The organism is Paenibacillus pabuli NBRC 13638 (genome assembly GCF_001514495.1).
Lineage (GTDB): Bacteria > Bacillota > Bacilli > Paenibacillales > Paenibacillaceae > Paenibacillus > Paenibacillus pabuli.
On sequence record NZ_BCNM01000005.1, the window covers coordinates 266688 to 285516 of the forward strand.

Annotated in this window: 20 protein-coding genes and 1 pseudogene; 7 read left to right on the forward strand and 14 right to left on the reverse strand. The window is 46.9% G+C overall.

The window, feature by feature from the left end; all coding sequences use genetic code 11:
- Nucleotides 1-93 precede the first annotated feature (93 nt).
- On the reverse strand, nt 94-1290 hold the full coding sequence (locus PPA03S_RS09625; RefSeq protein ID WP_062322178.1) for a cytochrome P450: 1197 nt from the start codon (nt 1288-1290) through the stop codon (nt 94-96).
- Nucleotides 1291-1798: 508 nt separating this feature from the next.
- Between PPA03S_RS09625 and PPA03S_RS09630 the strand changes: the two genes are divergently transcribed.
- A complete protein-coding gene (locus tag PPA03S_RS09630; RefSeq protein WP_062322180.1) occupies nt 1799-3010 on the forward strand; it encodes an asparaginase in 1212 nt (403 codons plus the stop codon).
- Nucleotides 3011-3244: 234 nt separating this feature from the next.
- On the opposite strand, the gene PPA03S_RS09635 is transcribed toward PPA03S_RS09630, so the two are convergent.
- Complete coding sequence (locus PPA03S_RS09635) at nt 3245-3877, reverse strand: O-methyltransferase (protein WP_062322182.1); 633 nt, start codon at nt 3875-3877, stop codon at nt 3245-3247.
- Nucleotides 3878-4119: 242 nt separating this feature from the next.
- On the opposite strand from PPA03S_RS09635, the gene PPA03S_RS09640 reads away from it, so the two are divergent.
- From PPA03S_RS09640 to PPA03S_RS09655, 4 genes are all read left to right on the forward strand, one after another.
- Entirely contained in the window at nt 4120-5271 is a 1152-nt protein-coding gene (locus PPA03S_RS09640) for a THUMP domain-containing class I SAM-dependent RNA methyltransferase (protein WP_062322184.1), read from the forward strand.
- Between the two features lie 214 nt (nt 5272-5485).
- Complete coding sequence (locus PPA03S_RS09645) at nt 5486-7483, forward strand: LTA synthase family protein (RefSeq protein WP_062322186.1); 1998 nt, start codon at nt 5486-5488, stop codon at nt 7481-7483.
- Between the two features lie 86 nt (nt 7484-7569).
- A complete protein-coding gene (locus PPA03S_RS09650; RefSeq protein ID WP_062322305.1) occupies nt 7570-7995 on the forward strand; it encodes a cytidine deaminase in 426 nt (141 codons plus the stop codon).
- A gap of 158 nt (nt 7996-8153) precedes the next feature.
- The gene (locus tag PPA03S_RS09655; RefSeq protein WP_062322188.1) at nt 8154-8888 is read left to right on the forward strand and encodes a DsbA family oxidoreductase; all 735 of its coding nucleotides are present in this window, start codon (nt 8154-8156) and stop codon (nt 8886-8888) included.
- A 99-nt stretch (nt 8889-8987) separates the two neighbouring features.
- Here PPA03S_RS09655 and PPA03S_RS09660 read toward each other — a convergent pair whose 3' ends face one another.
- Together PPA03S_RS09660 and PPA03S_RS09665 are read right to left on the reverse strand one after the other, a co-directional pair.
- Nucleotides 8988-9818, reverse strand: a complete 831-nt coding sequence (locus PPA03S_RS09660) for an aldo/keto reductase (RefSeq protein ID WP_062322189.1) — start codon at nt 9816-9818, stop codon at nt 8988-8990.
- Nucleotides 9819-9991: 173 nt separating this feature from the next.
- Nucleotides 9992-10273 (reverse strand): hypothetical protein, encoded by a 282-nt coding sequence (locus tag PPA03S_RS09665; protein ID WP_062322192.1) that lies wholly within the window; start codon nt 10271-10273, stop codon nt 9992-9994.
- Between the two features lie 202 nt (nt 10274-10475).
- On the opposite strand from PPA03S_RS09665, the gene PPA03S_RS09670 reads away from it, so the two are divergent.
- Nucleotides 10476-10874 (forward strand): hypothetical protein, encoded by a 399-nt coding sequence (locus tag PPA03S_RS09670; protein ID WP_062322193.1) that lies wholly within the window; start codon nt 10476-10478, stop codon nt 10872-10874.
- A 93-nt stretch (nt 10875-10967) separates the two neighbouring features.
- Here PPA03S_RS09670 and PPA03S_RS09675 read toward each other — a convergent pair whose 3' ends face one another.
- From PPA03S_RS09675 to PPA03S_RS09720, 10 genes and pseudogenes are all read right to left on the reverse strand, one after another.
- On the reverse strand, nt 10968-11189 hold the full coding sequence (locus PPA03S_RS09675; RefSeq protein ID WP_024629198.1) for a YuzB family protein: 222 nt from the start codon (nt 11187-11189) through the stop codon (nt 10968-10970).
- Between the two features lie 21 nt (nt 11190-11210).
- Nucleotides 11211-11513 carry a hypothetical protein gene (locus PPA03S_RS09680; protein ID WP_062322195.1) on the reverse strand — a complete coding sequence of 101 codons (303 nt, stop codon included), beginning with the start codon at nt 11511-11513 and terminating at the stop codon, nt 11211-11213.
- A 142-nt stretch (nt 11514-11655) separates the two neighbouring features.
- Nucleotides 11656-11913 (reverse strand): hypothetical protein, encoded by a 258-nt coding sequence (locus PPA03S_RS09685; protein ID WP_062322197.1) that lies wholly within the window; start codon nt 11911-11913, stop codon nt 11656-11658.
- A gap of 226 nt (nt 11914-12139) precedes the next feature.
- Nucleotides 12140-13354 (reverse strand): M14 family metallopeptidase, encoded by a 1215-nt coding sequence (locus tag PPA03S_RS09690; RefSeq protein WP_411835392.1) that lies wholly within the window; start codon nt 13352-13354, stop codon nt 12140-12142.
- Nucleotides 13355-13547: 193 nt separating this feature from the next.
- The gene (gene racE / locus PPA03S_RS09695) at nt 13548-14357 is read right to left on the reverse strand and encodes a glutamate racemase (RefSeq protein WP_062322309.1); all 810 of its coding nucleotides are present in this window, start codon (nt 14355-14357) and stop codon (nt 13548-13550) included.
- Between the two features lie 222 nt (nt 14358-14579).
- Nucleotides 14580-14966: a YtxH domain-containing protein gene (locus PPA03S_RS09700; RefSeq protein WP_062322199.1), complete on the reverse strand. Its 387-nt coding sequence runs from the start codon at nt 14964-14966 to the stop codon at nt 14580-14582.
- 184 nt (nt 14967-15150) lie between these two features.
- A complete protein-coding gene (locus PPA03S_RS09705) occupies nt 15151-16065 on the reverse strand; it encodes a DUF4261 domain-containing protein (protein ID WP_062322201.1) in 915 nt (304 codons plus the stop codon).
- Between the two features lie 11 nt (nt 16066-16076).
- Complete coding sequence (locus tag PPA03S_RS09710) at nt 16077-16538, reverse strand: DUF86 domain-containing protein (protein WP_062322311.1); 462 nt, start codon at nt 16536-16538, stop codon at nt 16077-16079.
- 173 nt (nt 16539-16711) lie between these two features.
- Nucleotides 16712-16999 carry a Dabb family protein gene (locus PPA03S_RS09715; protein ID WP_062322203.1) on the reverse strand — a complete coding sequence of 96 codons (288 nt, stop codon included), beginning with the start codon at nt 16997-16999 and terminating at the stop codon, nt 16712-16714.
- A 284-nt stretch (nt 17000-17283) separates the two neighbouring features.
- Nucleotides 17284-17622: pseudogene (locus PPA03S_RS09720) on the reverse strand (phage holin family protein); the annotation flags it as partial.
- 492 nt (nt 17623-18114) lie between these two features.
- Here PPA03S_RS09720 and PPA03S_RS09725 point away from each other — a divergent pair.
- Nucleotides 18115-18711, forward strand: coding sequence for a helix-turn-helix domain-containing protein (locus PPA03S_RS09725; protein WP_056695369.1), 597 nt, complete (start codon nt 18115-18117; stop codon nt 18709-18711).
- The last annotated feature ends 118 nt before the right edge of the window (nt 18712-18829 follow it).

The window sequence follows — 18829 nt, forward strand, 5'->3', positions numbered from 1 at the left end:
TGTTCTTATGAAAAAGCCGCTCTCAACGCCAATTAGGCATGAAAGCGGCTTTTGGCATTTATTTTCTCCAACCTCAACATGAATTTTATTGAGTCAGTGGCTTGTGAATTGAATCGGGTACTCTTTGACACCAAATACAAAGGCACTCTGAATGGGCTGCAAAATAGTTTCCGGCACAAGCTGAATGTCTTTCATTTGCCGTAGCATCGTCTGAAGCACAACCCTTGCCTCGAGCCTTGCAAGCGGCGCACCTAGACAAAAGTGAATTCCAAATCCAAAACCCATATGTCTGTTCGGCTTGCGGTCAGGCACAAACGTCTCTGCCTGATCGAATTGAGCGCTATCCCGGTTGGCCGATCCTACCCAGGAAATCACCTGTTCTCCCGCCTGAATCGTTTGTCCGTTCAATTCCACATTTTCTTTGGCAACCCGCCCTATAGCCACAATGGGTGGATAATAACGCAGCGTTTCCTCTACCGCAGTGGGGATAAGTTCAGGATGTTCTCGCAGCTGATGCTGAAGTTCAGGCTGCTCTGACAGAATACGCACGGCATTGGTAATCAGGTTGGTTGTGGTTTCATTCCCGGCAGCAAGTAACAAGATGCAAAATCCGACCACTTCCTCTGCGGTCAGCTTCTCCCCTTCAATCTCCGCAGCAAGCAGCAAAGAGATCAGATCATCCTCAGGTTGCTGGCGTCTTTCTTCCATAATGGCCGTGAAATAGCTCGCCAGCTCCTGCTGGTTCCGTTTCTTTTCTTCCATCAATTCCTGGAAAGCTTCATCACTGTCATTCCGCGCACCCTTTACGAGTGCATCTGACCAGTCTTTGAATTTCTGGCGATCGGTGGCAGGGACTCCAATCAATTCGGCAATTACGATAACCGGAAGTGGAGTAGCCAGATCATCGATAAGCCGCATACGACCTTCTGATAAATGCGGTATCAATAACTCATCAACGATTTCCTGAATACGCGGAGCCAATGCTTCAATTGCTTTTGGTGTAAAAGCCTGATTGACCAGATCCCGCAGTTGCTTGTGCTTCGGCGGGTCTGTAGTAAGCATGCTGGCGTTTGCGCGATCACGTTCAGAAGAGAACAATTTGGGGTTCTTTAACACATATTGCACATCTTCATAACGGAAAACATCCCAGCATTCCCGATGGTTGTCATAGCGGACTGGAGTATTATCACGAAGTTCAGCGTACACCTGGAAGGGCAATAATCGCTGCTCCACCGCCTCCAGCTCCCGAATCGGAATGTAATTGGCATACTTTCTGGGTGCTCGGTTCATCGTTTCTCCTCCAATCAGTAATATATATTTATTTACATATTGAAATCACCCTATATTATAGACTTAATGTGATGTGCATACAAATATTTGGCAATAATTGAGCCTCTTTTCCTAGAACGTATTACAAAAATCGTCAAGGCTTGCTAACTTACACCCCTGATATCCGTTGTGGATAAGATCACTTCCGCTATTGAAGATCCTGCAACACTTTTCCCAAAAATATTTCTATACTCTATCAGGACAAAAGACTCATATGTTATAAAATATGACGCAAAAAGTCCATTTTATATCATTTCACATTGTACATTCTCTCTTTTGCCTCTTTATATTTATCCATAAAACCTTATAAACACACGTTATACTCTACATTTCTATTAATGTAACCGATTACCCTAGCTATATCTACAATTGTCATATTAATTAACATGTAATACAATCAATTTGAATTCATATACATATCATCCTCAAAAAACATCACACGAAACTAACCTGAAGGAGAGTGCTATTCATGAAAAAAACTTCAAATCTTCGTCCTTGGGCTGTATGGAGCACAGCCGCGTTGACGGCTCTGACCATCTCCCTGTCCCCAATCGGAACCTTTGCGGCTCAGGCGGCTACGGTAGAAGTGAACGGTACAACCAGTGCAGTTCAGACCGCATCATCCACTCCGGCTCGTAATACGACCATCCCTGCTCTATCGGATTCATACAAACAATCGGCTCTGCCTAATGTTCTGGTCATTGGAACGGGTGGTACGATTGCAGGTCAATCCGAGGATGCTACCAGCTTCCAGAACTATAAGGCCGGTACGCTCCCCATTGGAGAAATGGTTGATGCCTTACCGGACAAACAGAAGATTGCAGATGTTAGCACACTCCAATTCGGAAATTCAGGTTCAGGCTCCTATACCATGGCTGATCTCTATGACTTATCTCAGACGGTAGACAAGGCTCTGGCTCAGTATGACAGCGTAGTGGTTACCACCGGTACAGATACCATGGAGGAGATCGCCTACTTCCTCGACATGACCGTACAAAGTGATAAACCCGTTGTCATTACAGGGTCCATGCGCCCTTGGACGGTTATTGGCTCGGATGCCCAAGCCAATCTGTACAATGCCATTAAACTCGCAGGCAGCGGTCGTACCACATCATTCGGTACAGTGCTGATGTTGAATGATACCATTCAACTGGCACGCGGCGTGACCAAAACGAATGATTATCGAACGGACACGTTCGAAACACCAATGCTCGGTGCAGTCGGATATATCGATGAAGAGAACATTCGAATTTACCGCGCCCCTGCACGTGCCTTGAAGCCTGAAGGTACAGCGAAACCGGCATTTGATCTGAGCAAAATCACAAAAGCAGATCTCGCTAAAGTGGAAATAGCGATCTCCTATCAGGAAGCTGGCGGTGAAGCCATTGAAGGGTTTGTGAGAGGCGGTGCCAAAGGAATCGTTACCTCAGGTACCGGAGCAGGCGGGATCTCCAGAGCGATGGGACAAGCACGAACCAAAGCTGCCGAAGATGGCGTCATCTTCGTAACGACCACTCGGACTGGTTCAGGCAGTGTCTACGGTGGAGGAAAGGGAGTTATCGCGGGCGACAACCTCAGCCCTCAGCAAGCACGCATTTTGTTGATGCTCGGACTGTCTTTCAGTGATGATTTTGATACAATCAAAAAATGGTTTGAGACTTACGGAACGCCGGAAGTTTAAGAAGGCTTCATCCCTGAATATATTGCAAAAAACAAGAGACGACCTCCCTCGTATCCAGGGTCTGGTCGTCTCTTGTTTTTGTCTGACGCCCCTCATTTCCTGCGTGCAAGATCCAGGAGGCAACATGGGCATCGTTTCATTTATATACCGTTCATTTCATTGGATCGATCACAGAGACAGACACCCTTTTTTAATATCGGTTCATCCGGGTTTTTGCCTTGTGAGCTGATATTTTTATTTCACCCAGGCCAGAGCCAGACCATCATAGTCCGGCAGCATCGTTGTAACGAGCCTTGGGTCACTCGCCATCTGCTCGTTGAAACGTCGAACCGCGAGGACTGCCGGCCCCTGCTTGTCCGGATTCAGCGTACGTCCACGCAGGAAACAGTTATCTCCCACGATGACCGCCCCCGGCCGCGCGAGCTTAATGGCATAATCGAGATAAACGGGGTAATTTTCCTTGTCTGCATCGATGAAGAAGAAATCGAAGGTCCTTCCTTCCTCGGCCAATTGTTCCAGACTGTCCGCTGCGGGGCCAATTCGATATTCGACCTTATCCCCGAAGCCCCCTTCCTCCAGATGACCACGAGCCATCACTGCGTATTCCTCTTTCAATTCCAGCGAAGTCAAGGTTCCCCCTTCACTCAAACCGCGAGCAAGACAGATACCGCTGTATCCGCCCAGCACGCCGATTTCGAGTATCGCCTCCGCTTTGGATGTCTTTGCCAGAAAAGTAAGCAAGCGGCCATAGGCCGCTGCAACCGAAACTTCCGGCATGCCGTTCGATCGGATGGCTTCCTTTACCTTTAACAAGAGATCATCCTCTTGAAATAATTGATTTACATATTCATCAGGGGTCAGATTCACCGCTAAAATCCTCCTTGGACACTTGGACTGCTTTCCATATGGATGCCAATGTTCTATAATAAATGTTTGTTGTCAAACACAGGCGGTTTTGACTGCTGCATCACCTCTAAAGATGAATGCATAAGCTCACCGCATTTCTCATTGTAAGTTTTTTCACGGAAAGCGGCAAGGCCGCACCGTCACTATACAGCTGAGAGAAGGACATTCCTTCTCCCGCTTGAAATGGAGTTGAAATGAATCACATGGCTCAATTGCAACTGATTGCAACCTCGGCGATGGGACTCGAGGCTGTTGTCGCCCGGGAACTGAAGCAACTGGGGTATGAGGATGTTACGATCGACAATGGCCGGGTTTTCTTCACTGGAGATTATATTGATATTTGCCGGTGTAATCTGTGGCTGAGAAGTTCCGATCGCGTATTGGTCAAAATGGGTGAATTCCCGGCGACAACTTTCGATGAATTGTTTGAAGGCACCAAAGCATTACCTTGGGAGGAATGGATTCCAGCCGATGGCGAATTCCCGGTTGAAGGTCGCTCCCAGAAATCCCAGCTAAGCAGCGTGCCCGCATCACAGGGAATCGTGAAAAAAGCGATCGTAGAGAAACTGAAACTGACTCACCACACCGAGTGGTTCCCGGAAGACGGGGCTCGTTATGTCATTGAAGTTATTCTGCTGAACGACCGGGCTCTGCTTACGTTGGATACCACTGGACCGGGTCTGCACAAACGAGGTTATCGTAAACTGGTAACAGAAGCTCCCCTCAAAGAAACGCTAGCTGCGGCGCTGATTCAGCTCAGTCGCTGGAATGTATCCCGCCCCTTCTATGATCCATGTTGTGGATCAGGTACAATGCTCATTGAAGCCGCCATGATCGGCTGGAACATTGCACCAGGACTGCGTCGTTCCTTCAACTCCGAGAACTGGGATATCATCCCAGAAGAGCTTTGGGAGAAAGCCCGCGAGGAAGCATTCGATGCGGTTCGCGACGATATTCCATTGCAAATTGCAGGCAGTGACATTGATCCGGAAGCCATTGAGGTAGCACAGGCAGCAATCAAGAGTGCCGGCTTCGCCAAAGATATCGAAGTAAGTGTACTGCCTGCTCATCGTGCAAGACCACAAGGTGAATATGGTGTTATCATTACCAATCCGCCGTACGGCGAACGCTTGAGCGAAGAGAAAGAAGTCCAGAAGCTGATCCGTTCATTAGGACGCAGTTACCTTGAAATGCCGACATGGTCCTTTTTTGCCATCACTTCGACCAAGTCCTTCGAAGATGCTTTCGGCCGCAAGGCTGACAAGCGTCGCAAGCTGTTCAATGGACGCATTGAGACCCAATACTATCAGTATCTGGGCCCACTGCCTCCACGGAATCAACCACAACAACAATAATAATAACCTTGTAATACTAGAGCGCTCCAGCCTTCCATGGCCGTGGCGCTTTTTTGTATATGTTCCGGTAGACATATGATTAATCTGGATGATGCTTCTTGCGTATGAAGTTTTTCTCCCTTGGGCATAGTTGAAAAGCCATGACACCGCGCTATAATGGATGGAGCCCTATTTTACATTCCGTTAACAAAACCAATCACCTGGGGGGAAACATATGCTTGTCAATAAGCCAACACGCAGCTTTACGCCGCGCGGGCTTCTGAATCATCCATTTACGTTATATCTAATTTTCCTTGTACTCATGCTCCTTAAATTAATGTGGCTCCATCACAATCTGCATGCCTACAACATCACCATGGGGTTTCTGGACAAAGTGATCGCCATCGGCTCGCTGCTGCTTCTGTCCTTCTGGACCTGGTGGCTGCCTCGTCGAGGGATGATCATATCGCTCGTCATGCTCAATCTGCTGCTCACTGCACTGATTTATGCCGATATGGTTTATTATCGCTACTTTCAGGATTTTCTGACGATTCCAGTGCTAATGCAAGCCAGACAGGTCGACGCATTGGGAGAAAGTATCGCTACGCTCATCTATGCCAGTGATCTGTGGTTCTTTGTCGATTGGCTGGTGATTATCCCATATGCCGTGATCCTGCTGTTTAGCAGACGCAACCGTCGTAGAGATTACAGCGCCTATTCGAACGGGTTGAACTCTTACTCATCAAACTCCCGCAAAACTACCATGCGTCGTCGACTCACCGCAGGCAGCATTGCTCTGGTGCTGGGTCTGGGGCTCGCGGTAGGTCCAATTTATTTTTATAGTAAAACCTGGGCAAAAGGGTTGTTTGATAACAACTGGTGGAACGTGTCCATGTACAATGTTACCGGACTTCTTGCTTTTCATGGCTATGATCTGTACAACTATGCCAAAGACCAGCTGGGCTCCGGACCAGAGGTTGATCCTGCCGATCTGGAGCAGGCTAAAGCTTATTTTGCGAGCAGACAGCAGGCTGGTCCACTGACGGATGCAATGTTTGGCAAATATAAAGACAGCAATGTGATCATTGTCCAAGGTGAGGCCTTCATGAATTTCATGATTGGTCAGAGTATTGGCGGTCAGGAAATTACACCTCATTTTAACGAGCTGATGAAGGAAAGCCAGTACTACAGTCACTTTTATCACCAGACAGGTCAGGGGCGAACATCGGATGCCGACTTTGGGGCCAATATATCATTACATCCACTGTCGGTTGGATCCGCGTTTGTCCGTTACGCAGACCACAGCTACGATTCCCTGCCTTCTATCTTGAAGGATCAGGGCTACAGTACGAATGTATTTCATGCTTATGAGAGCGGATTTTGGAATCGCTATACGATGTATCAGAATATGAAGTATGACAAGTTTTACAGTAAAAATGATTTTGAACAGGATGACCCGCTTGGCTGGTCCTTGTCCGACGAGTCCTTTTTCCGGCAATCGGTTGAGAAAATGAGCAGCGAGGTTACGGAGCCGTTCTATTCATTCCTCATCACGCTTAGCAGCCATCATCCGTACGCGTTACCCCAAGATAAACAGCAGCTGGATGTCGGGGAATTCAAAGGAACGATGTTTGGAAACTACCTGCAATCCGTTCATTACGTGGATTCTGCGCTCGGCAGCATGGTAGAAGATTTGAAAAATCGGGGATTATGGGACAAAACGATCTTCATGTTCTACGGAGACCACGATAATTCCATTAAGGAACAGCCCCAATACGAGAAATTTCTTGGACGCTCGCTGAACGATCTGGATATGGAGCAAATCATGAATGAGGTGCCCTTGTTGGTACATCTACCCGATGGAGCCAAAGCGGGAACGATTGATGAACCTGCCGGCCAGCTGGATGTTACACCTTCGGTGCTGCATCTGCTGGGCATCTCTGATCAATCCTATTACCATATGGGCAACGATGTATATGACGGTTCCTCCCGCATAGTCGTATTGCGCAGTGGTGCATTCACGGATGGCTCCCTGTTCTATATCCCTTCGGACGATTACCTGTATGAAAGCGGCTCCTGTTATGATCTTTCTACACGTGCCAAAACGGATATTAATGCTTGCCGATCAGGTCATAAGGAAGCAACAAACCGATTGCATGTGTCGGATACGGTCAATACGTTTGACCTGATTTCACGTTTTCGCGAGGAGCACGCGTCTGAACCTGTTTCCTGACAGATAGTGAACGGTACGAACAGAGCTGTATATTATTTTTCAAAAGATAACCAAACCATACAATGAAATGGAGCTAATGAATGACCATGGCATCACTTACTGATCCATTCAATATCGAACAAAAGCTGTTCGAAGAAGCAGCTAACTTTGTCAAACATCGCTACCCCCAAGGCTGGGGCGGCGCAGCTGCCGTTTATACCGAAGCGGGTTCACTGTTAATCAGTGTAGCACCAGAGGTGATTAATGACGCCACGAACCTATGTATGGAGACAGGAGCTTATCTGGAAGCTCATAAGTTAAACGAACGGGTTACGCACTCGATCTGTGTAGCCCGAGATGATGAGAACTCGGAATTCAAGGTTCTTACCCCTTGTGGTGTATGCCAGGAGCGATTGTTTTTCTGGGGAGAAGACGTGAAGGCTGCCGTATACGATCCTGACGGGGCTTTAATTTACAAGAGATTGGACGAAATTCAACCTTACCATTGGACCAAGGCATACCGGGATAAGTAAGAAGCTCAACCTACAAGTGTTGAGGCTGCAATCCATTGCATGCTTCAACACTTCTTTTTTTGGAAGCTGGCAATGATCACAGCCTTGCGCATAATAGAAAGTCGCTATATAATTGTAACTGCAATGGTTTCATTTATAGATGATGGAGGTTTAATTAAATGAATATTGAAATATGGTCCGACTTTATGTGTCCTTTCTGTTATATTGGCAAACGTCGTCTGGAAAATGTATTGGCACAATTTCCACACCGCGATGAAGTGAATTTGCAGTTCAAAAGTTTTGAACTCGATCCAAATGCCGAACTGAACAGCGGCAAAACCAACGCGGAATATCTGGCTGCCAAATACAATATGAGTGTAGAACAGGCACGCGGCATGAATGCCCAAATGAATGCCAATGCTCGTACAGCCGGACTGGAATACAACATTGATGTAATGATCCCTACCAACTCCTTCTCTGCTCACCGATTGACCCATTGGGCTGAAACACAGGGCAAAATGCTTGAGCTGAGCGAACGACTATTTCAAGCGATCTTCATTGAAGGCAAACATGTCGGCAATACCGATGTACTGATCGAGCTGGCTGAAGAAGTGGGTCTGGATCGTAATGCAGCAGCAGAAGTGTTGTCGAGCAATCAATTCGCAGAACAGGTTCGAGCGGATCAAGCGGAAGGCGAACAGTTAGGCATCCGGGGTGTACCGTTCTTCGTATTTGATCGCAAGTTCGCTGTATCTGGCGCTCAACCGGATGAGGTATTCCTTGACGCGATCCAGAAAGCTTGGGACGAGCGCTCTCCGTTCACCATGGTTGAGTCCCGCTCAGCTAACACAGATACCAGCGGTGTATGCACCGAAGACGGCTGCGAAGTGCCACAACCGGATTCATCCAAATAAAAAAAAAGCAGCAGGATTAAGGGGCTTCCCTTGATCCTGCTGCTTTTTTTTTACTTTTCCCTTTTAAATCCATCCACATTTTGGAATTGAGCTGCACGCTCAATCCCAAAACAGCTGATCCGGATGTGGCCCCGTCCGTTTATCCGAATCCAGCGCATCAATCAATTTCAGCTCATCGGGAGTCAATTCAAAATCAAAAATGTCTGCATTCTCCCGAATCCGCTCTGGTGTAACCGACTTCGGAATCGTCACAATCTGGTTCTGGATATCCCAGCGCAGAATAACCTGTGCCGGAGTTTTCCCGTATTTCTGAGCCAGACTTTTCAAAGTCGATTCCTTGTTCAGCTTACCTCTCATAATGGGGCTCCAAGCCTCCAGCTGAATGCCCTGCTCCCCGCAGAAATCCTGCAACTCCTGTTGAATCAGCCCCGGATGCAGTTCTACCTGATTGACCGCAGGAACCGTCCCACCTTCATCTATGATATCGCGCAGATGGTGCACTTCGAAATTACTTACACCAATGGCGCGTACGCTCCCTTCACTGTATAGACGTTCAAATGCTCTCCACGTCTCTTTATACTGGTCTCTGCCAGGCCAGTGAATTAAGTATAGATCAATCACGTTCAGTCCAAGTGCCTTCTGACTGGCCTCAAATGCTCTCAAGGTCGAATCAAAGCCTTGATCCTCGTTCCACAGCTTGGTTGTCACAAACAGCTCATTACGGGCAATACCACTGCTCGCAATGGCTTGTCCCACTTCCTCTTCATTTCCGTAAATAGAAGCGGTATCGATGCTCCGATACCCAACTTCCAATGCAGTCTCTACCGCTTGCTGTACTTCTTTGCCCTTTGCTCGATAGGTTCCAAATCCCAGCCATGGCATCGTCACGCCGTTGTTCAGAATCGTACAATCCGTAATATGTTTTGTCATTCTGTACCTCCTGTGTGAAATTTGCCCGCTCTTGGTCTATTAACCTTCTCACAGAATTTCAAGCGGTACATGACATTACATACGGCGAACCCGCTTCGAGGGACCTATTCAAAAAAAGACAAGAATAACCCGCACAGCAAAGCTGCTCTGCGGGTTCGATGTGACAGGAACAACTATTGATCCCCTTGCCCATTCTGACTCTGGATTGAGTTCAATCTTCTCTTCTCCTCAATGAACATCTCTTCTGCCAGCTCAACACCCTGACCTCCAAGCGAACGTTCAGCTTGAAGCATGGCCTGTTCGGTATGCGCCAAACGACGTTCTGCCTGTTCAATCGTCTGTTCTGTTGGATGTGACATTGCCTGAGAAACGGCAAAATGAAGTTTGTTCACTGCATTCTGCGCCTGGGATACGGTTGTATCGGCTTGCAAACTGGAATCATAACGCTTCGGCATGAGTATTCCTCCTTGGGATCATGTTCCTGCTACCCCCTTAGGATGGTTGACAGCAGCCATCCTTATTCTTCTTTTCCCGAAACAATGACGGATTGCTCCGATGTCCCCCTGTAAGGTGATGATGAATAGGAATGATGTGTATAACCTTTACCGGTCTAACTGCGTTTATTTGATAAGTACCTTTTCACAAGGAGATGTGTGTATGAAGAACTATTTGATTCTTTCCATTCTGTTACCTTTATTGCTATTTAGCAGCGGCTGTACACCTTCGACGTATGAAATAACGGGATATACAGGCTCAGCAATTAATGACGAGATTCCAGTTCCCATGAATGCAAAGCAACTGAGTATAACAACATATTCAGACAATCCAAACATGAAAACAGGCATTAAATATGAATTGAAACATCTCGGAGGAGAACAGGGGTTATATGTACCATCAGATTATTTTGAGAAGTTATCTGCGGCAGGGTGGGTTGAGTTAGAAGAAGAGCGAATGGGGCATGTTCATTTTTTGAAAAAAAGCGATACGGTCATTGCCATCGAGATTCGTGAGGATACCTTTGAGATTGTTGAAATGATGCCGGACTTCACCTTTTAATCTTTTGTCATTCCTAATCACAACTAAAAAAAGAGAGGCCGAGGCCTCTCTTTTCCCACCACGGACAAGTTTGCCCACTGCAAATTCATACCATTACTTCACGAATTTAGCTACTTTTGCAAGCACTTCTTCTTCTGACGGAGCACTGATATACCGGCCGTTGATGAAGACAAAAGCACGCTTCGCACAAGGACCGCAATAGGATTTGCAACCAATCTTGATCTCCGTATCCGGAGCCATTTTCTCCAACTTGGCCACAATCGATTTTAGTCTGATATGATTACATTTTTCGCATACACGGATATCGTTAGCCATGAGTTCCCCTTCTTCGCTCCCTTAGTGGTCGCCGTTGTTGCCTTTGGATGGGTTCGTAATAACGAATCCTTCTTCAGGGAAGTATAGATAATCAATTTTAACGCCATCCAGCAAAGGCTGGTCATTTTCCAGTATAACGTCAATCTCTTTATCCGTAGATACAACCGTATCATTTTCTTTAGGTGTATCGATATCGAGTCCGTAGTGGGCATGATCTCCGTGCGCATGCGTAATCACAACGCGCAGTAATTTGCCTTCGTTCTCAGGCTTGTCCAATTCAAGTTTCAATACTTTCGCGGCATTACGTGTAATTTTGCAGTTCATTCCATTCATCTCCTATATCGTAATTGCTGGTTCCAACAATTTCAGCATTTCTAAACTCCAGCATCTATTGTAAAGAAAGTTACTGCGCTTCGCAATAACATTGATGCAAAATCAATGTTATTACCACCCATGTTGTATCAGTTCAAGACGACGCACCCGCTGTAAGTACCGGATATTTGCGCTCTGCACGACTCACAAACCAGTTCATCAAGAGCAGCGTCACACCAATATCATCTATAGGCATAAACGGCATGACGTCAGGCAGTACCCAGTAAAGCAGCGCCGGGATGATAAACAGCAGCTTCTCGCCCAAAGGAATTTGCGGAGCCCGTAACAGTCGGGGCAGCCGCTTGAATACTTGTGTCCATCGTTTGAACGACAGCAGTCTTCTCCACTTCATATGAACCCCTCCGTATTATTATTGCATCATAATGGATCGATACACATTATTTATACCCATCATTACCCGATTCAGATTGATCAGGAACCTATGCTGCAAGTATTGATAAAAAAACGAACGCCAGTAACAGCGCCCGTTCCTGTTATACGAGTGGACCCGCAGTAAGTTTCATCTCTACTCATCCAGATCATGTCAAACACAGCTCAGCAATATTCTGAGACCCTTGTTATTGTTCTCCTTCTGATAACAGCTCAGCCAGCAACATACCGACCTCCACACAGATGTCATCGAATTGATCAACGGGAAGTGGATTAACACCTAACCCTACTTCTACGGTGAAGCCCGGCTTTCGAAAATTCTGTATAAACCAATCCTTGTATCCGGCATCGCTGCCTCCAAGCTTGACTGCCTTATACCCTGATGCCCTTGCCAACCGTCGTGACAGTGGTGCACTCTCCTTGGGCTCCAAATCTCGGTAGTTCCAATAGATCTCCTGTCCCTGACTATGTAGTGAAACGACAGCGTCAAAGTTATGCTGTTCTGTCCACTGTGCCAGAGCCAACGCCTCCGGTTCCGATAATGGGGATGTCCCTGCGTAATCTCTTGGCCCCGGTGATGTTATCCCTCTTCTTGCCGCTTCTTCCTCCCAATGCGCCGGAAACTGATCGTTCAGGTCTACTCCCCGTATATTGGCCTTCCAATGGGTAAAATGAGAGCGCCCGCTATTCCATTCCAGCAACTCCTCTGCATGGGGATGCTCGTTAACCACACCCTCCTGGACCAGCTCAACTCCATCCGGGTTCACCATAGGTACTGCCCACAGCGTTGTTTCTTTCATCCAACGTTCTGTATCCAATCGATGCCAGGGCGTATGTGTGCTGTATGCTATCGCATACTCTTCAATGAACCGCATCAGCACCGCTGTCGTAAGCCATTCATTGGCATGGACAGAAGCGTTGACATGAATATGTCTGGGACCTTGACCCATACGTAAATAAGGCAATGTCTTCCCCATGACACTGGTGCCAATCGAACCTGTAGCAATAAAAGAATAATTCTTTTCCAGCAGTCCAATATCACGGCACATTTCACGGTAACCATACTCCCCATGCATTTTCACAATAGTTTTTCCATCAGAGTCCGGAATATGAATACATCGCCCGCACCAATCCGATACGTTCGCAATTTCAGGGTTGGCTTCGCGCAATTCTTTTTCATTCAACCCAAAACGCTTTGCAATCCTGGCTGCCTTCTCCCCGGGCTGCACGGCATACCTGCGCCCCGTTCCCGGTGTAATACGCAGCATCTGTCCTGTCAGCAAATAGGGCTGGGACGCGGCTTCCGGGTTGAGAGCAGCCAGTAATTCCGTGGTCATATGGTGTGCCGCCGCAATACGCGACAAGGTATCTCCCTGATGAACAATAATCCATTGCAGTTCCATGTTGTTCTCCTTCCCCTGTAGGAAACGATGTAATCTCCTGTCCTTTTCTTACATGCGTGCTTACTGTATATCATATGTATGCGGATCTGATTGTCCAACATGTGACATGAGTCGCGTGAATCGCTAACATTAAAAAATCCCGGAACGTTAAGGTTCCGGGATAACCAATAATAAATTAAATGAAAGAACGAAACTACGATAATTGCGTAACCTGCCATACAACTGGCGTTTTGGAGATTTGCTCTCCAAGCCACTGGCGGGTAATATTCTGGAACATGCGTGGGTCTCCTGTACAAAAAAACTGATGAACCGGCGTTTCATCCCCGCTGGCCAGCTTTCGTTTATCATACAAAATCGTACTGATTTCCCTTGCCGTTTCATCTGCCGAACTAATCAGCTTCACTTCCTGTCCCATAACCTCCTGAATGGTATCCATGAGAAAAGGATAGTGCGTACACCCCAGAATGAGACAATCAATCGGCTGCTGTTTGATCTGGTCCAACGATTGTTCCACCGTATTTGTCGTTTGCTCGGAGCGGAATTCGCCTTGCTCCACCAACGGCACTAGTGCCGGACAAGCCTGACTGACTACATCAATGTAAGGAGACAATTGTTTGAGTGCAGACGTATACGCACCACTTCCAATCGTTCCCACGGTGCCAATGACACCGATTCGTCCTGTACGTGTGGCTGTGATGGCTGCTCGTGCTCCTGGATGAATAACACCGATGACAGGCACATTCACCTTGGCTCGAATATAGTCGAGCGCTGCCGCTGTAGCCGTATTACAGGCGATAACAATAACCTTAGGATCGAACTGGATCAAAAAATCAACGATTTGTTCCGTAAATTGTTTAACTTGTTCGGACGAACGGGGTCCGTACGGTGTCCGGGCAGTATCTCCAAAATAGATGATCTTTTCCCGCGGGAGTTGACGCATTACTTCCTTGGCGACGGTTAATCCCCCAACACCGGAGTCTAATATAGCGATTGCTTGCTGCACGAACACACCGCTTCCTTCTTCATTGAATTGGTTCTGATAACGATTGGTTTCCAGAGCTTTCTTCCTACCGTATGAACTTTCCGGCAAAAAGGTACCTACATCTTACCCGATTTCATGACAGGGTTCAAACAAAACTGCCTTGCAAGCAGTTTCACACGACTACGCACAACAAAGCAGGCTCCCCTCCAGATGGAGGAAAGCCTGCTCGCTTCAAGCTTTGCTTTAGATGTTATCTTTGGAATCATCCACAGGAAGCTTTGCGATAACTTCAATACCCGTCTCATTCGATGCATCTGAATTAATGGAAGAATCGGTATCACTAATGACCGCAGATACACGTACTTCTTTCCCTTCAGCGCAATTACGCCAGGATTGAATATCCTGGATAACGACATCTGCCGTCTCTTTTACTTTGGATACGATCTGTGAGCTTTGTTCGCCCACCTTGCTGGCCAGCTCCTGACCCTTCTCACTCACCTGGCGTGCACCTTCCGAAATGTCCTGACGCAGTTCACGTCCGGATTTTGGCGCCAGCAGCAGAGCTGTCACCGAACCTACAACTGAACCGATTAATGCTCCCCACAACAAACTTTTGTTTGAATCCTTCACGTCACATCTCTCCCTTTACCTTAAATGAAGTACCGAATAACCAAGCAACACCCTGTTGCTCGTCATCCGGGCAAATGCCTACTCTGTTGATGCAGTATAAGCAGCAAGGGCTTGACCTGACACTCCGGGCAGCAAAAAAATTCTAGGCTCCTTATCCGCAACTTCTGACGACAGCACAATAACCCTAGGTCTGCCGGGCCTGCTCAAGAGGAGCAGCGGTATGTTCATCTCCCGGGTCCAGATCAATCACATATCGTCCTGGTGCAATCAAGGCAGCCTGATGCTCACAACGCCAGCGACGTCCGCCGGAAGATCCCAACGTCTGTCCATCTTGCAAGACATCTCCCTGGTCAAATATGTAATAGGCAGCACCCAATAATGTCTGGGCTACCGTATCTGGATCAAGCCCAATGAAGTGACACTGCACATCAGGCACACCAAGCGCTGACAAACCGACCGTATCCATAACCAGCTGACGTTGTTCCTCAGTACCGCCCGCCTGATACATACGCACATTCATTGCAGCATAGAGATGTTCCTCTCGCTCCTGTGACTGTACATAAGCTTCAGGTTCTACCAATTTGTCACTGCCGTACCAGTATAACGCCTCACAGGGCAGCACTTCCATGACCGCCTGAATTGTTTTTTGGAATAACTCAAGCCGCTGTTTGCGAGGCATGGCAGCTGTGAACATATCGTGAAGCCGGATGGAATATCGGATCTTATCCATAGCTTGTCCTGCTTCAGGCCAATGCCAGGCTTGCTGCAAAGCCCCTCCAAAACGGGCACGATCAGCAATTTCAGTTACAGGCAGCATGCAAGTCTGTGCAGGAATATCCCCTTCCTGAAAAGAAACCTTGTGGTTCAAATGGTAAAAAACCAACATTTCAGCAGTGTGATCTGCGTTTCCTTGTTTCACGTCAAGCCGAACTTGTCCGGTATTACGTATTAAAGCCTCCTGCAAACGTGCACGGTCTACTTCGGGGCGTTCCTGAAATAACAGTTCAATCATATATACCGGATGAAATCCGGAAGGTGTTTCATTCGTTTCATTCGTTTCATTATTTCCTTCTTGATCTTCTTTCCGTTCGTTCGTCATGCTGCTTCCCCTCATTCCTTGCTCTGTCCCTCGGCCTGTGCAGTTTGGAAAGGCCCGAGTTCTTTTTCCACATAGGTACTAACCTGTTTGGAAAAATGTTCAAGCACGTCAGGCAAGTCACTGCTCAGCGGGTGCAGTTCAGCACGCTCCCAGTTGTAATAGTCCTGTACCAGCGGCTTGCGCAACAATACGAGGCGACTAAGCACCTCATAGGTTGCATCATCAAAAACCTTCTCTTCATGGTTAATCTGAATAATGTCGTCATAACTGCTCGCATCACGCATGATAAAGCCGTCAATGAGATAACTTCCCACATCGGTAACAATCTCGATTGCCAGATGAAGACAACGCTCCTGAACCATACCCAGCATGAGACTGCCATCCCAAGCTTTCGACACGCTGCGAAGGCCCTCGACCACATCCGGAATGGCAGACAGCCGACGGGCAATTTGTTCCCTGTTTACATAATACAATGTGTTCACGTCCCGTTCACTGAATTATCGGTTCCGCTTTCCTCTTCGCTTAAGCCAAATTAACATCACAGGACAAGCGATCAGAAACACGATAAAAATATATAAAAATTCCATAACGTCTCTTAAATCGCTCATGCAGAGTCCCCTTTAACCGAAATAGTATGAGTAACAGATTAGATTTCGTAGTCCACCGCAACCGATTGTTCTCTAACTTCGTTCATATATTGAATAACTTCCTGATGTAGTGGATGAACCTGGTATGCCTGGAGATCCTCCAGAGATGCAAATTCCGCCGTAAGTGAAATGTCGAAAGATCTCTCCGAACGAAGCACGTCCACACCTACTTCAAGCGAAATAAGAACCTCAATTTTCCCTTGCAGATTGCGAAGAACGTTGGCTGCCGCTTCAATATTTTCAGGCGAACGATCTTTCATTTTAAACAGAACAATATGTTTAATCATCAGACAAGCACCTCATTTAGTATAATTAATTGGTAGGAGTGAATTTTCTTGTATCCAAAATATATCATAACGTCCTCTATTACGAAAGGATACCTGGAAACGTTCTCTTCAACGATAATTTAATCCGTGCTCCTTTTATTCGCCCCGGGTTTCTCCTGAAGCTTGCCATTCCCCTGTCCAATGGGGTCCGACCGCTCTCCCTTATCTGCACCGGCCGCTTGTTCTTGCATCTCCTTATTCTTCACATCCGGCTGTGGTTGGGGCCATTCCCGATCAGATAAATCTTCCTGTTTTTTAAGCACTTCTATAGCCTGTCTGAGCTTGTTTGGCAACGGAAGCCCAATGCGGGCATAATTTTCGGTGATGGATATAAGCTCATTGACGAGATAGAAATAGATGGCTCCCCCTTTAATAATGTCAGTCCCCATCAGCATGTCAATTCGGTGGGCAAGCAGAATAACCGTCAGCATCAGACCTTTGCGCGCAAGCCCCCAAAATCCGATATTGCTATTCAATCCGTCCCCCGATCTTACTGCGGCCGCGAAACCTGTAATATAATCCACAGCCATTGCAACTGCCAGCAGGCTAAGCAACTGATCCCATCCACCAAAAGCAAATGTCATGATTGCCCCTGAAATGGCAGCAAAGGTACTTACCGATGGATTCACATTACTCACCTCTTCCTCTCATTTGTCTCCATACAAGATATGCAATAGTAAGAGATTTTGACAGGACGTATATCGAATTGAACTCGTGGATTTCTAATTTCAGATTTGTGCACATTGTAATATTATTCCATTAGCAAAAATCAATTTTTTATGGGTAAAACAGGGAAATAAACCGCATGATATCAACAAAAATCACAGAAAAGTACTATAGACCTACTACTAGGCCATTAGACTTAATTTATGTTTGTTCATTATCTATTTGATCCCTTAAATTTAGTGAAACATTGTAATCTAGGAATATACTAGGATGTGAATTGCGTCTAGTCTAGTTCATAATTCCTCCTTTGCAGCGGATTCGCGCACCAGCTTGTTTTAATCAGGTACACCCGGCACTTGAAAGTACCCCCGTACTTATTGTAGTATTTGGTTAAAAAAATCGGAGGAAATATGCCTAATCAACCAGAACAACATTCCATCCAGGCGTGGTCTCTGATCAACCGTAAATATTTGGGGAAAGGCGTCCGTGTCAAACGATTCCGAAAACCGACACGCTGTCAAATCCGTAACCGTGTTCTTCTTGCCGTGCTGATGGCCAATGATATCAAGTTGTCCCAGCTCGCTGAAGACCTATCCATCTCTTCACGCAGTGTCAGTGCGTGGGTGTATGAAGGACGGATACCCGGCAGTACCAATTTGGACAAGGCATGTCAACTGCTTGGCTACCCGCGCCACATTCTTTTCAATGAAGAAGTGGTTCGTCAAAGCCCCGTCATTTGTCAGCCCGAGCCTTCCCGTTTCATGAAGCGTACGGTGACCCGTTCTCCGGTTAGCAACCGTATTCTGACAGGCTTGTGTATGGTCCATGATTTGTCGGTGACAGATGTCAGCCACTGGATCGGGGTTCACCCCGGCACTTTCCGCAAATGGCTGCATCAGGGAACGCTGCCTTCCGCTGCGTTTCAGGAACAAGCGGAGCAATTTTTCCGCATCCCGAAAACTATTTTGTTCGCAGATGTCATCTTGAAAGATCGCCACAATAACTAACCAAATAAGCGAACAACCAAAAGGCTCTGTCCATTCCCTAGGGAAAGACAGAGCCTTTCTAACATGCATCATCTTTATGAGATATTTGTACGAACAAGTTGTTTAAATACTCTGCCAG